The organism is Oceanicaulis sp., assembly GCF_965284345.1.
Classification (GTDB): Bacteria; Pseudomonadota; Alphaproteobacteria; order Caulobacterales; family Maricaulaceae; genus Oceanicaulis; species Oceanicaulis alexandrii_A.
This window is the reverse complement of the sequence record NZ_OZ260073.1, coordinates 1,719,900-1,733,948: the sequence shown is the minus strand read 5'-3', so window position 1 is coordinate 1,733,948 and position 14,049 is coordinate 1,719,900. Positions and strand designations below refer to the sequence as shown.

At 63.4% G+C, this 14,049-nt stretch carries 11 protein-coding genes and 1 pseudogene; 8 read left to right on the top strand and 4 right to left on the bottom strand.

Going from position 1 to position 14,049, the window contains the following annotated elements; translation table 11 throughout:
• Window positions 1-237: 237 nt before the first annotated feature.
• From ACQ66J_RS08545 to ACQ66J_RS08535, 3 genes and pseudogenes are all read right to left on the bottom strand, one after another.
• Window positions 238-1,017, bottom strand: a pseudogene (locus ACQ66J_RS08545) (GDP-L-fucose synthase family protein); the annotation flags it as partial.
• A 173-nt stretch (window positions 1,018-1,190) separates the two neighbouring features.
• Window positions 1,191-2,342 (bottom strand): phage head spike fiber domain-containing protein, encoded by a 1,152-nt coding sequence (locus ACQ66J_RS08540; RefSeq protein WP_430431274.1) that lies wholly within the window; start codon window positions 2,340-2,342, stop codon window positions 1,191-1,193.
• Window positions 2,342-2,602 (bottom strand): spike base protein, RCAP_Rcc01079 family, encoded by a 261-nt coding sequence (locus tag ACQ66J_RS08535; protein ID WP_430431273.1) that lies wholly within the window; start codon window positions 2,600-2,602, stop codon window positions 2,342-2,344. Before ACQ66J_RS08535 ends, ACQ66J_RS08540 begins: the two co-directional genes overlap by 1 nt.
• Window positions 2,603-2,748: 146 nt before the next feature.
• On the opposite strand from ACQ66J_RS08535, the gene ACQ66J_RS08530 reads away from it, so the two are divergent.
• The 4 genes from ACQ66J_RS08530 to ACQ66J_RS08515 all read left to right on the top strand — a co-directional run bounded on the left by ACQ66J_RS08530 (window position 2,749) and on the right by ACQ66J_RS08515 (window position 8,640).
• Window positions 2,749-3,510 (top strand): NAD-dependent epimerase/dehydratase family protein, encoded by a 762-nt coding sequence (locus tag ACQ66J_RS08530; RefSeq protein WP_430431272.1) that lies wholly within the window; start codon window positions 2,749-2,751, stop codon window positions 3,508-3,510.
• Between the two features lie 185 nt (window positions 3,511-3,695).
• Window positions 3,696-5,432, top strand: coding sequence for a SulP family inorganic anion transporter (locus ACQ66J_RS08525; protein ID WP_430431271.1), 1,737 nt, complete (start codon window positions 3,696-3,698; stop codon window positions 5,430-5,432).
• Window positions 5,433-5,573: 141 nt separating this feature from the next.
• Complete coding sequence (locus tag ACQ66J_RS08520; protein ID WP_430431270.1) at window positions 5,574-7,697, top strand: sugar phosphate nucleotidyltransferase; 2,124 nt, start codon at window positions 5,574-5,576, stop codon at window positions 7,695-7,697.
• Window positions 7,698-7,707: 10 nt separating this feature from the next.
• Window positions 7,708-8,640: an ABC transporter substrate-binding protein gene (locus tag ACQ66J_RS08515; protein ID WP_430431269.1), complete on the top strand. Its 933-nt coding sequence runs from the start codon at window positions 7,708-7,710 to the stop codon at window positions 8,638-8,640.
• Here the strand turns inward: ACQ66J_RS08515 and ACQ66J_RS08510 are convergent, their stop codons facing one another.
• Entirely contained in the window at window positions 8,641-9,507 is an 867-nt protein-coding gene (locus ACQ66J_RS08510) for a LysR family transcriptional regulator (protein WP_430431268.1), read from the bottom strand. It abuts the gene before it with no gap.
• Between the two features lie 107 nt (window positions 9,508-9,614).
• Between ACQ66J_RS08510 and cysG the strand changes: the two genes are divergently transcribed.
• The 4 genes from cysG to ACQ66J_RS08490 are packed head-to-tail and all read left to right on the top strand — an operon-like array spanning window position 9,615 to window position 14,028.
• Window positions 9,615-11,015, top strand: a complete 1,401-nt coding sequence (cysG, locus tag ACQ66J_RS08505; protein WP_430431267.1) for a siroheme synthase CysG — start codon at window positions 9,615-9,617, stop codon at window positions 11,013-11,015.
• On the top strand, window positions 11,012-11,314 hold the full coding sequence (locus tag ACQ66J_RS08500) for a DUF2849 domain-containing protein (RefSeq protein ID WP_430431266.1): 303 nt from the start codon (window positions 11,012-11,014) through the stop codon (window positions 11,312-11,314). The genes cysG and ACQ66J_RS08500 overlap by 4 nt, the downstream gene beginning before the upstream one ends.
• A complete protein-coding gene (locus ACQ66J_RS08495; RefSeq protein WP_430431265.1) occupies window positions 11,307-12,938 on the top strand; it encodes a nitrite/sulfite reductase in 1,632 nt (543 codons plus the stop codon). Before ACQ66J_RS08500 ends, ACQ66J_RS08495 begins: the two co-directional genes overlap by 8 nt.
• A complete protein-coding gene (locus ACQ66J_RS08490) occupies window positions 12,928-14,028 on the top strand; it encodes a phosphoadenylyl-sulfate reductase (protein ID WP_430431264.1) in 1,101 nt (366 codons plus the stop codon). Before ACQ66J_RS08495 ends, ACQ66J_RS08490 begins: the two co-directional genes overlap by 11 nt.
• Window positions 14,029-14,049: the final 21 nt, after the last annotated feature.

Below are 14,049 nucleotides of genomic sequence, written 5' to 3'. Positions count from 1 at the left end.
CTTTCGCGTCCGCTCAGTCGATCCTCGCTCACGCTTCGGGCGGGCGGTCGCCCTAGCGAACCCTGCGGGTTCGAAGTTGGCCCGCTCAGGCGCGCCCTTTTCCCCATGACGTCTCTTGCCCATTCAGTCGATCCTCGGAGACGCTGCGAACGCGCCTTGGCGATGCGCACGATCAACAACACCGTGCGAGGAATACGGTGCGAGGCTGACGCGTCTATTCGCCTGTCATCGCCAGGATCAGACGCCTCGAGCGTCTTTTTGATGGTCTAGATACCATACATAGGCATCCTTGAGACCGTCCACCAGCGAGATGGAGGGCGACCAGCCCAGACTGCGCAGCTTGTCCGCGCTCATCAGCTTGCGCGGCGTGCCGTCCGGTTTGGAGAGGTCATGCGTCAAAGTTCCCTCGAACCCCACCACGTCCATGATCTTTTCAGCCAGCTCCCGGATCGGCAAATCCTCGCCCGAGCCCACATTTACGTGTTCGTCGCTGGAATAGACCTTCATCAAATGAACCAGGGCGTCAGCGCAATCGTCCGCATGCAGAAATTCGCGGCGCGGTTCGCCCGTCCCCCAGATCTCAATGCTGTCGGCGCCCGCCAGTTTGGCGTCATGCGCCTTGCGGATCAGGGCGGGGATGACGTGGGAGGCCTTGAGGTCGTAATTGTCGCCCGGCCCGTAAAGATTGGTGGGCATGGCCGAGATGAAGTCCGCGCCATGCTGCTTTCGATAGGCCTGGCACAGTTTGATGCCCGCGATCTTGGCGATGGCGTACCATTCGTTTGTGGGCTCAAGCGCACCCGTCAGCAGCGCGCTTTCGGTGATCGGCTGCTCTGCAAATTTGGGGTAAATGCACGACGAGCCCAGAAAAAGGAGCTTCTCGACGCCAACCTCATGCGCGGCGTGAATGCAGTTCGCTGCAATCATCAGATTGTCGTAGAGGAAGTCGGCTGGATATGTGTCATTGGCCAGGATGCCGCCGACTTTCGCGGCCGGCACGAAAACGGCGTCAGGCCGAGCACTATTTTTTAATCAATCAAAACGCAGCATTTATTTAGATTTATGAAAATATACATAATCCTAAATAATATAAATAAAATATAGTAATCATTTTAACAATTTACAATATATGCACGAATCTTTAATAAGGCGCGCTAAATTGTTGATAATATTCTTAATTTGTTGAAAAACTATTTTATGTCGAAATTCCTAACCATCATGTTAAAAGCACCACTGTCTCCATCTTTATTCTGAGCAATATAAATTCTACTGAATATGGCTACAGGCTCACTACTTTCTGAACTCACGCCATCCCCTACTGATAATTTTTGACCGTGTAACCCCCAGCTCAACATACACACAAACGGCTCTCTTACCGTATCTAATGTCGTGTAGCTGATTAAAACACTCTCCCCATTATACGTGCCGATCTGGGTGTCGCTATTGCCGACGAAGTTCAGCAGGGAAGCGCCATTGGGGCCGTCCGTGCCGATGATGCGGGCGGCGACGCGGCCGCGCCGATGTTCGCCCAGCTCAACCCGCAAAGACCCTTCGTCGAGATTCAGACCCAGCGCAGCCCTGGGAAAGCTGATCTGATCGCGCGTCCGCACCCCCGCAGCGCCATCGGTGGGGATATAGCTGCTGGCCCAGTCGCCGGTCTCCAGTTGCGGGCACGCCACCCACACCGCCTCGCCGGGGGCGGCCTCCACCCATAACAAATCATTGGTCGACCGTGCGCCCGCAGCGAGGCCATCTGACTGCAAGGCGGTGACGCGCCGATACCCCTCGGACGCGGTGAAGCCGCCGGTCTGAAGATCGGTAAAGGCCGTGCGCAACCGCCCCGCCCCGCCCCTCACATAGGCGGACAAGGCCAGCGGCTGGTCGTCGGGTGAGGCGCCCTGGATCTGGAGGCGGGCCGGGGTCGTTCCCGCCCGATTGTCGAGCTTGTAGGCGCGCCCGCCGGTGATCGCATCCAGCCCCGCCGCCTCAAGGGCCGCCCCGTCCTCTTCCAGCGTCAGGGCAGCGGGGCCGGAGCCGCCCGCAATGCGCAAGCTGACCCTGGCCAGATCCACAGGCGCGGCATAGGCGGTCACCCAGTTGGTGCGTGGATCCTCTATCAGCAGGCCTGTGTCGCCGACCCGGGGCGCATCGGCTGGCGTCAGCCGCCCGCCCCGACGGGTCGAACCGCCCGCGCCGGACACGGTCCCGGCCTGAAAGAACTCCGCCTCATTGACCCAACGCCCGTTCAGGCGATAGGCCCGGCGCAGGAAGTCCGCCTGGGTGCGCGCCCGGACCGGGCGCGTTTGATTACGGGCGGACAGCCCCAGACCCAGCGCGCCCATCAGACCAGCCCCACAAGGCCGGTCGCCGTGGTGCCAGTAGCGCGCACGGCGCGCGCGCGGATCGCATATTGCACCCCCGGCGCCAGGCTGGGCAGAACCCCGCTGGCCCCGGACAGCGTCACCAGTGCGACGTCGCCGCCCGTCGTGACCATCAAGCCGCGGATGGATTGGGGCAGGTCCGCACTCTCGTCCGGGACGATGTTGAAAAGCCCGATGGGCGGGCTGTCGAGCCCGGACGCGCGGTCGTGAAAATCGGTCATGTGGGTCTCCTGTTGAAGGTGCGCCAAGGCTAAGCCCTGCGCACCACCGGGGGAGAAATCCGGCCGAAAAAGTCTTGTCAGGCGAAAGTCCGCCGTAAACAGAAAGGCTTCGCCTCTGCACGCCCGACGCCGCCCGGGGATAGGCCATGCTGCGCTGCACGGCTGGTCGCCGAGACGAAAACAGTGTTCTCGCAGATCTGTGCAATCAGTCGAGGGGCCATCGCCATGCCGTGCAATGGGGGCCTCTGGTTGAACAAGATGTGCGCGATGTCGGCGCCGTCTCTGAAGCCCTTACAGAGCATGACATAGACGCTGTCATGCATTTCGCCGCGAACATTGAAGTGGGCGAAGGCCAGCGTGAGCCTCTGGCATTCTGGGACAATAACGTCGCCGGAGTCGTGTCGCTGCTCAATGCGATGGAGCGCTCGAACGTTCGACACCTGGTCTTCTCTTCGACCTGCGCCGTCTATGGCGAGCCGCAATCACTGCCCATCACAGAGGATGAGCCCCGCACGCCGGTCAACGTCTATGGCCAGACGAAGCATGTGGTCGAGCTTACGCCCGATGGCACCTGCGTCCGCGATTTCATCCATGTGATGGATCTCGCCCAAGCCCATCTCAGGGCGCTTGATCGCTTGCGGGAGGGCTCTGCATCGTTTGCCTGCAATCTGGGCACAGGAACAGGGATTTCCGTGAAAGAAATCCTCGACGCCGTCGAGAGCGTCACTGGGCGGCCGGTTCCCCATACGATCTCTCCCCGCAGGGCCGGAGACGCCGCGCAACTGGTCTCAGACACCCGATTGGCGCGAGACCTGCTCGACTTTGCGCCCGCCTATTCGGACGCCAGAACCATCATTGAACACGCCTGGGCGTTTCATGCGCCCCGATGGGGCGTCTCGCATGATTGACTATTCGCGCTCCTTGGCTGCGCCGCCTCAGGCGACACGAAGCCGTATGCTGGCGTTTATATTTCAGGGGATTACAGGCTGACATAGTCTTCAGACGGACCGATACTGCACCAGCAGGCCGCGATGTCAGGCGAGCTCTATTTTTTTGGAGGCCTGCGAACACCGTTGAAAGGCGATCCTGGCTCATGGCCGACTTCAAACGCTATTTTCCGATCTTTGACTGGGGCCGCACCTATGACAGGCGCGCGCTGGGGCATGATCTGACAGCGGCGGTGATCGTCACCTTGATGCTGATCCCGCAGTCACTGGCGTATGCGCTTCTGGCGGGCCTGCCGCCTGAGGCTGGGATCTACGCCTCGATCGTTCCCATCCTTTTATACGCCCTGTTCGGCACCAGCCGGGCGCTGGCGGTGGGACCCGTCGCCGTAGTGTCTTTGCTGACCGCCTCCACCATTGGACAGGTGGCCGAAGCCGGAACCGCCAGTTACGCCGCGGCGGCGCTGACGCTCGCCTTCCTCTCAGGCGGATTTCTGGTGATGCTCGGCCTATTCAGGCTGGGGTTCCTGGCGAACTTTCTCAGCCATCCCGTCATCGCGGGCTTCATCACCGCCTCCGGCGTTCTGATCGCCGCAAGCCAGCTCAAGCATGTGTTGGGCGTGCCGGCCGACGGCCATACGCTAATCGAGATGATCCTCTCGCTCGTCACCCATGCCGGCGATATTCATGTGCTAACGGCCGCCATTGGATTTGGTGTGATCGCCGCCCTGTTCGGGGTGCGCTCAGGCTTGAAGCCTCTACTGACCCGGCTCGGACTGAATACGCGACTGGCCGATTTCATATCCAAGGCCGGGCCTGTGGTGGCGGTGGCCGCGACCACCGCCCTCGCCTGGGGGTTTGATCTGGAAGCGCGCGGCGTCGCGCTGGTGGGCGCCGTGCCCCAGAGCCTGCCGCCCCTGACGGCGCCAGATTTTTCACCGGAGCTGATGCGCGCTCTGTTCATTCCCGCCGTGCTGATCTCGATCATCGGTTTTGTGGAATCGGTCTCTGTGGCCAAAACCCTCGCCGCGAAAAAGCGCCAGCGCATTGATCACGATCAGGAGCTGATCGGATTGGGCGCCGCCAATCTGGGCGCAGCGTTCACCGGCGGGTATCCCGTCACGGGCGGGTTTGCACGGTCAGTGGTCAATTTCGACGCCGGGGCGCAAACGCCCGCCGCCGGGGCCTTCACCGCCATCGGCCTGGCGCTCGCCGCCATCTCGCTGACCCCGCTGATCTATTTCCTACCCAAGGCGACCCTGGCGGCGACCATTATCGTCGCGGTGCTCAGCCTGGTGAACTTCTCGATCCTGAAATCGACCTGGCGCTATTCCACCTCCGATTTCATCGCCGTGTTCGCCACCATCTTGCTGACCTTGTCACTGGGCGTGGAGGTGGGCGTGGCGTCTGGCGTGGTGTTGTCGGTCCTGTTGCACATCACCAAGACCTTCAAACCTCATATCGCTGAAGTGGGACGCGTGCCGGGCACCCAGCATTTTCGCAACATCCATCGCCACAATGTGGAGACCACACCCTCTCTCTTGACGCTGCGCATTGATGAGAGCCTGTACTTCGCCAACGCCAACTTCCTTGAGGACATGATCCTCAACCGGCTCAGCCGAGACGCCAACACGATCCGGGATGTGGTGCTGATGTGCTCGGCGGTGAACGAGGTGGATTATTCGGCGCTGGAGACGCTGGAAACGCTCAACACGCAACTGTCGGAGATGGGTGTTCGCCTACATTTGTCAGAGGTTAAGGGCCCTGTGATGGACAAGCTCAAGGGCACGCATTTTCTCGACAGCCTGACGGGTGAGGTTTTCCTGTCCCAGCACGATGCCTGGGCAGCGCTCAGCGATGACTTATCCGAGCACGAGCCCGACTGAGCGACGGCGCCCTTACACCTGAGCCTGGCTGCAGATGATTGCTGACAAAGCTCTGCAAACAAATGATTGCAAGGCGTGTGTCCAACTGCGATAGCTGGGCTGCGTTCAGGCGCGGGATTGACCATCCGGGGGAGAGCGAACATGACCAAAGTCACGCCCGTCATATTGTGCGGCGGCGGCGGCACTCGTCTTTGGCCCCTGTCCACGCCCCGCACCCCCAAGCAATTCCTGCCTTTGACCGGCCCGCAATCCATGGTCGCGGAAACCCTGGCGCGGGTCAGCAATGACGGCCTGTTCGGCCCGGCCATGGCGATTGGCTCCAGCCGCCACCGTGATGCGTTGCAGCAAGAACTGCCCGGCGTTCGCCTTGTGCTCGAACCCATGGGCCGCAATTCCGCCCCCGCCATCGCCGCGGCGACCTTGCTGGCCGATCCTGACGAAATCCTGCTCATCCTGCCGGCGGACCACCACATCAAGGATGTGGCTGCGTTTCATCGCACCATCCGCAACGCTCAGCCCGCCGCCTGCGAAGGACAGATCGTCACCTTCGGGATCAAGCCTGACTTTCCCGCCACCGGCTATGGCTATATCGAGGCCTTGCCCGCTGACAGCGCCGCCAAGCCCGTGGCGCGCTTCGTTGAGAAGCCTGATGTCGAGACCGCGCGCACCTATATCGAAACCGGGCGCTTTTACTGGAACGCCGGCATCTTCATGTTCACCGCGCGGGTGATGCGCGAGGCGCTGGCCGCTCATGCGCCCGACATTCTGGAAAGCGTGCAGGCCGCCCTGACCGAGGACGGCCAGCTGGATCGCACCGCGTTTTCCAGATGCCGCTCTGAATCCATCGACTATGCGGTCATGGAGACCGCCAACAATATCTCCGTCCTGCCTGTCTCCATGGGGTGGAGCGATGTGGGTGATTTTCGCGCCGTGCACGCCCTGCACGCCGAAGCGAGCCATGACCCGGTGGTGTTGCGCGGCGCCGTGGTGGCGCCCGGCGCCGAGCGGGTGTTCATCCAGTCCTCTGGCCCCAAAGTGGCCGTGCACGGCCTGGACGCCATATCCGTGATCGCCACACGCGACGCCGTGCTAGTGTCGAGCCTGGACGGCGCCGCCGGGATCAAACCGGCCGTGTCCGCCATCCAGACTCTGGGTCAAACCCTTTTGCGCGCCGACCAACGCCAGCGCCTGGGCGATTGGCTGTGGAACACCGTCATGCCGGGCTGGGCCGCGCGGGCGATCGACCCAAAAACCGGCGGCTTTGTTGAAGGCCTCGACATGGCCGGTGAGGCCGCAAGCGGCATGCCTCGTCGCGGACGGGTCGCGCCCCGGCAATTATTCAGCTTCGCACGTGCCAAGCAATTGGGCTGGAACCCTGACGGTTCCGCCGACGCCGTCATCGAAGCGGCCATCGAGTTTCTGAACGGCCCGGCGCGCGCGCCTCAGGGCGGTTGGGCCCATGGCTTTGACGGGCAAGGTCAGATCAATGATCCCCGCCGTGACTTTTACGATCATGCCTTTGTGGCGCTGGCGGGCGCGGAACTGGCCGCTTTGGGCGATGCGCGCGGGCAGGCGCTGGCGGAAGAAGCCTTCGCCCTCATCGACGACTTGTTCGCTGACGACATTTATGGCGGCTGGGTGGATCACGAGACAGGCGGCGGCGGCAAACTGTCCAATCCGCACATGCACCTTCTGGAAGCCAGCCTGCGCTATTACGAAGTCATGGGCGATCAAGCTTCCGCTGACCGCATCCAGACCATCGCCACTCTGTTCGAGCGCTTCATGTTCGCGCCTGAAACCGGCGCTGTTCTCGAGCGTTTCGGTCCGGACTGGACGCGCATTCGCGATGACCGGATCGAACCGGGCCATTGCTATGAATGGATCTATCTGTTGAGCGAGACCGACCGCCTTGTGGGCCGCGATTGCGGCAGCTGGGTGCGCCGGATTCACGCCTTCACTGAAAGCCATGGCATCCGAGACGGCATGGCGCTGAACGTGCTGGGAAATGGCGACGCCGGCTATCGGTTGTGGCCGCAGCTTGAACGCCTCCGCACCTATATCACCCTGGGTTCACCCCAGGCGCCGGTGAAAGCGATGATCGACGAGATTCATGACCGTTTCCTCAACCCAGGCCCCGCCCATGGCTGGGTGGATCGGTTGGATCAGGATTTCGAACCCGCGGTCACACATGTGCCCGCCAGCATGATCTATCATCTGATGACCGGCATCGCGCCCTTCGTCGCACGCCCGACCTCTGACCGTTAGACTCTGCTGAATGCGTATCGCCTCCCTGCTCGCCAGCTCGACCGAGATCGTCGCCGCCCTGGGTCTGACCGAGGATCTGGTCGCGGTCTCCCATTGCTGCGACTGGCCGCCTCAAGTTCAAGACTTGCCGTCCTTGACCAGCGCGCTGTTCGAAGCGCAAACCGCGCGTGAGATTGACGATGCCGTGCGCGCCAAGCTCAAGGGCCAGGACGCAATCTATGCCCTGGACGCGCAAGCGCTGGCCGCGCTCAAGCCAGATCTTGTGATCAGTCAGGCGCTGTGTGATGTCTGCGCGGTCTCGGGCGCCGAGGTCAGCACGGTTCTGAGCCAGCTCAGCCCGCAGCCGACACTCGTCAATCTCGAGCCCTATTCGCTGGGCGACATCCTTGAAACGATTACGATGATCGGTGAGGCGGCCGGGGTGAGTGATCGCGCCACAACCCTTCGAACAAGTCTCCAGGCCCGGATTGATGCTGTCGCCGAGCGTACAAACGCCCTGCCCGGCCCACGGCCGCGCACCGTGCTTCTGGACTGGACCAGCCCGCCTTTCATTGGCGGCCACTGGATGCATGAGCTGATCACGCTGGCGGGTGGCGAGGATGCGGGCAATACCGCTGATCGCCCGAGCTGGACCACCAGCTGGGCGGAGGTTCTGACGCTTAATCCTGAGCGGCTGGTGATTGCGCCCTGCGGCTTCCCCACCTCGCGTACTCTGGAAGACATGGCAGGCGATCCGGACGCCATTACGGCATTGCGCCAGCTGGAGGCTCAGGGCTGTCAGTTGACCGTATTTGACGGCAACCGCCTGTTCAGCCGCTCCAGCCCGCGCATCGTCGACAGCCTGGAAGCGCTGGCCCATTGGCTATGGCCTGACGTTCATCCCGCATCCGATATCGAGCCGGAAATGGGACCCGTTCACCCGCTGTCCGTTCTGGCAAGCTGATCACAGCTCGCCAGCGAGATCCTGACGCGCCGCCGCGCAGGCCTTGAGATGCTGAGCGATGCGCGTTGCCGCGGCGGACGGCGATCGCCCGGCGGCATAGTGAAGGAAATACGCCTGATCGCTGGGCTGGTCCCCATTGGCGAACACTGGCGCCAGACGACCGTCCCGGATGGCGTCATAAGCCAAAGGCTTGCGCCCCAGCACAATCCCCCCACCCTGTTCCGCCAACGCCAGCGCGGTCTGAGACTCGCTGACTTTCAAACGCGCTTGCGCCTCAAGCCCATACCCGCCCCGCACACTCAGCCAGTCCGCCCAGCTCAGCCCGCTACGGCTATCTTCGATCAGCGGCAAGGTTTCGAGCACGCCCAATCCGGCATCCGGCGGCATCAGCCCTGGTCGCGCCAACGGAGTTAGCACGTCATCCATGACACGTTGGGCGCCCGCAGGCGCTGCGGCGACGCTGGAGCGTGTGAAAGTCAGGTCTGCGTCCTCGCCTGACGCCACCAAACGGATCGCGACGTCGACGCCTGGCAAATCCCGGCTGAGCCAGGCGGTCATGATATCGTGATCCGCCGCCAGCGTGAGGGTTGGCGTCGCCTGGGCGGCCCGCAAGGCCGCGCTCGCCTCCCCCATCAGCTCGAACCCGCGCCGTAAAGGCTCCAGCGCCGCCGCTCCGCGCTCGGTCAGAACGAGCTTGCGGCCTTCGCGCTCAAACAAGGGCGCGCCTATCAGCGCTTCCAGCTGGCGCACTTGCTGGCCGACGGCGGCGGGCGTGACGTTCAGTTCTTCCGCGGCGCCGACAAACCCGCCCTGACGGGCGGCGGCTTCAAAAGCGCGCAGGGCGTTGAGAGGAGCGAGACCGGCCACACATCACCATTACAAAGAATTTCTTTCTATATGACGCAAAAATACTGATTTGTAAAAAGCTCTCATGATGGCGACAGTCGGGGCCGATTGATAAGAGGCCTCTGTCTATGGACCAGTTCCTGCCCGCCATCCCCCTTTCCGGCGCCCGTGTGGTGGTGCTGGGTTCCGGCGAACCCGCGCTGAACAAGCTGCGCCTGTTTCGCACGGCGCCGTGCGAGCTGATCTGGTGCACGCTGGGCGTGTCACCGGCCCTGCCGTCGGATCTAAACCCGAACACCCGCATCGACACGCGGGCGCGGCCTCATGACGTCTTCAAGGGCGCCCGGCTTGTCTTCATCGGAGTCGAGGACGAGAAGCGCGCGGTGAAGTTGGCGAATAAAGCTCGCAAGGCCGGCGCCCTCGTCAATGTGGTCGACAATCTGCCGCTGTGCGATTTCTACACCCCCGCCCTGATTGATCGCGGCGCCATCACCATCGCCTTGTCTTCAGGCGGCGCCGGGCCTGTTCTGGTCCGCGATCTGCGCAGCGCGCTGGAAAGCGTGATCGCGCCGGGCGTGGGCCTGCTGGCGCAAACCGCCAAGGGGCTGCGCCAACGCGTTTCAGACGTTTTCCCGAGCGTGGACGCCCGCCGCAAATACTGGGAGCGCGCCTTGCGAGGCCCGGCGGCCCAGCTCGCCGATGCGGGGGATGAAGACGGCGTGCGCCATGCGCTTCTGGACGCCCTGAGAGATGATGCGCCCACCCCCAAAGGCGTGGTGCATCTGGTGGGCGCTGGTCCCGGCGATCCTGAACTTCTCACCGTGAAGGCCGCGCGTCTGATCCGGGACGCCGATGTGATCGTCCATGATCGGCTGGTATCGCCTGAGATCATCGACCGCGCGCGCCGCGACGCCCATCGCATTGATGTGGGCAAGCGCCAGGGCGACCATCCGGTGCCGCAGGAGCGCATTTGCGAAATCCTGATCGAGCAGGCCAGGCTGGGCCGCCGGGTCGTGCGCCTGAAAGGCGGGGACAGCTTCATTTTCGGGCGCGGCGGCGAGGAAGTTGACGCCGTCCGCGGCGCGGGCATCGAAGTCCATGTGACGCCGGGCATCTCCGCGGCCCTGGCCGCAGGCGCGCAAGCGCAGATCCCGCTGACCCATCGCGACGCCGCCCAGGCTGTGACCTTTGTGACGGGACGACCGAAGCTTGGCGGACCCGATCTTGATTACACCGCGCTCGCCGCCGCCACTCACACCCTCGTCGTCTATATGGGCGTCGCGGTGGCCGCGACCTTGTCGCGCCGTCTGGTGGAGGCCGGCCGCTCACCCGCGACGCCTGTGGGGATCATCGAGAACGCCAGCCTGAACACCGAACGCCGGGTTTTCACCACGCTCGACGCGCTGGCGCACACCATCTCGCATGAAAAGCTCAGCGGTCCCGCGGTCCTCGTGATCGGTGACGTGGTCGCCTATGCGCCTGAGCATCTCGCAAGCCTGAGCCAGAAAGCGCTGGAGCACGCCGCATGAAAACCATCACAGCAAACCGCCTCACCGATGGCCGTGTGGTCTATCTCACGCCTGAAAACCACTGGACCGAAAACGCCGATGAGGCCACCCGTCTGAAAGATGATGAGGTCGAAGCCGCGCTTAATGTCGCCCTGCGCGATATCCTGCTCGTGGTCGGCCCCTACGCCATCGACATTGATGCTGAGGTGGACGGCTTTGCGCCAGCAGGCCGCAAGCATGTGCGCGAGACCATTCGCCTGTCCGGCCCCAGCGCGGGCTCCACCAAGCTGGCCTCGAGCACGGGAGGCCAGCTTGTATAAATATGACGAGATTGACCGCGCCGTCCTTGATGCGCGCACCGCAGAGTTTCGCGAGCAGGTTCATGCCCGCCTGTCGGGCGCGCTGAGCGAAGACGAGTTCAAACCGCTGCGCCTGATGAACGGCGTCTATCTGCAGCTGCACGCTTACATGCTGCGGGTCGCCATCCCCTATGGCGTTCTGTCGTCAGAGCAATTGCGCTCGCTCGCCTATGTGGCGCGCACTTATGACCGCGGCTATGGCCATTTCACCACCCGGCAAAACATCCAGTATAACTGGCCCGCTCTGGTCGATATTCCTGACGTGCTCGATCATCTGGCGGGGGTGCAGATGCACGCCATCCAGACCTCGGGCAACACCATCCGCAACACCACCACCGACCCGTTCGCGGGCGCTGCCGCGGATGAAATCGCTGATCCGCGCCCCTGGTGCGAGCTGATCCGGCAATGGTCCACCACTCACCCTGAATTCACCTGGCTGCCGCGCAAGTTCAAGATCGCGGTCACTGGCTCCCCCGAGGATCGCGCCGCCATCGGCGTGCACGATATCGGCTTGCGCCTGGTGCTCAACGAGGCTGGCGAGACAGGCTTTGAAGTGCATGTGGGCGGCGGTCAGGGCCGCACGCCTGTAGTGGCGAAAATCATCCGTGATTTCTTGCCCCAGCGCGAACTGCTCGCCTATCTGACCTCGATCCTGCGCGTTTATAATCTCGAAGGCCGCCGAGACAATATGTACAAGGCGCGCATCAAGATCCTGGTGGACGCCATGGGCCCGGACGCCTTCCGCGAGGCGGTGGAGGCTGAATACGCCGCGAGCCGCGGCCGCGCCCTGACCCTGCCGGTGGAAGAGATCGAGCGCGTCAGCGGATATTTCGCCCCGCCCACTGAAGGCGACGCGCTGACCAACACCCCCACAGGCTCCGCCTTCGCCCGCTGGCGCGCGGTGAATGTGAAGTCGCACAAGGTGAAAAACCGCGCCATCGTGGTCATCCCGCTCAAGGCGCCAGGCGCCACGCCCGGCGACGCCAGCGCGGATCAGATGGACCTGATCGCCGACATCGCCGACCGCTTCGCCCTGAGCGAGATCCGGGTCAGCAAGGAGCAGAATCTGGTTCTGCCCCATGTGGACAAGGCGGCGCTGGGCAGTGTCTTCGCCTTGCTGGACGAAGCCGGGCTCGCCACGCCGAATGCGGGCCGCGCCAGCGACATTGTCGCCTGCCCGGGGCTTGATTACTGCAATCTCGCCAACGCCCGCTCCATTCCTATCGCGCAAGCCATCTCGACCGGTTTGCACGCCGCGGGACTGGATGACGCCACCGGCGATCTGACCATCAAGATTTCAGGCTGCATCAATGCCTGCGGCCATCACCACGTGGCCAATATCGGCCTTCTGGGCGTCGATAAGGCGGGCGTGGAGGTCTATCAGCTGACCCTTGGGGGCGTCGGCGACGGTCAGGCCGCTATCGGCAAGATCCTCGGCCCGGGCCTGTCGGCGGACGACGCCGTCACCGCCGTCATCGCCTGCGTGCGCGTCTATGCCGAGCACGCCCAAGCCCAGGAAACCTTCATCCAGACCCTCAACCGGCTGGGAACAGAACCCTTCAAGGAGGCCGTTTATGGCGCGTGATGCTCTCGCCCGGGTCGAAACCCAACCCGTGGAACTTGCAGGCGACACGTCGCTGGCTGAAGCTCAAACCGTCATTTCAGGCGCCGAGCGCGTCGTGATCCGGTTCCCGAGCTTCAAGGATGGGCGCGGCTTTTCGCTCGCCGCTCTGCTGCGTCGCTCAGGATTTGAGGGCGAGCTGCGGGCAACGGGACCTGTTCTACCCGATCAGGTGGACGATTTGTTGCGGATGGGCTTTGACGCAGTAGATATCGAACGTCCCGACGGCCCGACGCGGAACCGCAATACGGGCGGCGCCCCCTATATCTACCAACCTGACCCCGGCGCTGTGACGGCGCGCCCGACCGCTCTGCACATCCGGGCTTTGGCCGCGCGCAAGGCGCAGGCTGAAGCCCTGGCGCAAGAGTTGGACGGCGCCTCGCCTGAGACCATTCTGACGCGCGCCGCCGAGATTTATGGCGGACGCATGGCCATGCTGTCCTCGTTTGGCGCTGAGGCCGCGCTGGGGCTGGCGCTGGTGGCGCAGATCGCCTCAGGCACGCCGATCCTGTTTCTGGACACCGGCCTGCACTTTCCCCAGACGCTGCGCTATCGCGACCGTCTGGTCGAGCATCTGGGATTGTCCAATCTGCATGTGCTGACGCCCGATGAAGACGAGGTGCGCGCCCAGGACCCTGACGAGACGCTGTATGACCGTGACGGACAGGCCTGTTGTGATCTGCGCAAAGTGCGGCCGCTGGGCCGGGCGCTCGACCCGTATGACGCCCTGATCACGGGCCGCAAGCGCTATCATGGCGGCCAGCGCGGCGACATTCCGGCGGTGGAATTTGACGGCGAGCGGGTGAAGATCAACCCCTTCGCTTTCCTGAGCCCCGAAGCGGTTTCGGCTCGCTACAAGGCGCTCGACCTGCCGCGCCACCCGCTGGCGGAAGACGGTTACGCGTCCATCGGGTGCTGGCCCTGCACCGCGCCCTCTGACGCGCCCGGCTCTCGTGATGGCCGCTGGGCTGGCCAGGACCGCGAAGAGTGCGGCATCTTTGATCCCGTTCGCGCCGAGCGCGCCAAACGCGCCGGCGCCGTCCGCCTGATCTGAGGCGGCTGATCAAAGAGGACC

What these genes read in the sequence shown, in the direction of transcription:
- ACQ66J_RS08530 (WP_430431272.1), top strand. Translation starts at nt 2,749, where the DNA reads ATGCTGCGCTGCACGGCTGGTCGCCGAGACGAAAACAGTGTTCTCGCA.
- ACQ66J_RS08500 (WP_430431266.1), top strand. Translation starts at nt 11,012, where the DNA reads ATGAAAACCATCACAGCAAACCGCCTCACCGATGGCCGTGTGGTCTAT.
- ACQ66J_RS08540 (WP_430431274.1), bottom strand. Translation starts at nt 2,342, where the DNA reads ATGGGCGCGCTGGGTCTGGGGCTGTCCGCCCGTAATCAAACGCGCCCG.
- ACQ66J_RS08490 (WP_430431264.1), top strand. Translation starts at nt 12,928, where the DNA reads ATGGCGCGTGATGCTCTCGCCCGGGTCGAAACCCAACCCGTGGAACTT.
- cysG (WP_430431267.1), top strand. Translation starts at nt 9,615, where the DNA reads ATGGACCAGTTCCTGCCCGCCATCCCCCTTTCCGGCGCCCGTGTGGTG.
- ACQ66J_RS08535 (WP_430431273.1), bottom strand. Translation starts at nt 2,602, where the DNA reads ATGACCGATTTTCACGACCGCGCGTCCGGGCTCGACAGCCCGCCCATC.
- ACQ66J_RS08525 (WP_430431271.1), top strand. Translation starts at nt 3,696, where the DNA reads ATGGCCGACTTCAAACGCTATTTTCCGATCTTTGACTGGGGCCGCACC.
- ACQ66J_RS08515 (WP_430431269.1), top strand. Translation starts at nt 7,708, where the DNA reads ATGCGTATCGCCTCCCTGCTCGCCAGCTCGACCGAGATCGTCGCCGCC.
- ACQ66J_RS08520 (WP_430431270.1), top strand. Translation starts at nt 5,574, where the DNA reads ATGACCAAAGTCACGCCCGTCATATTGTGCGGCGGCGGCGGCACTCGT.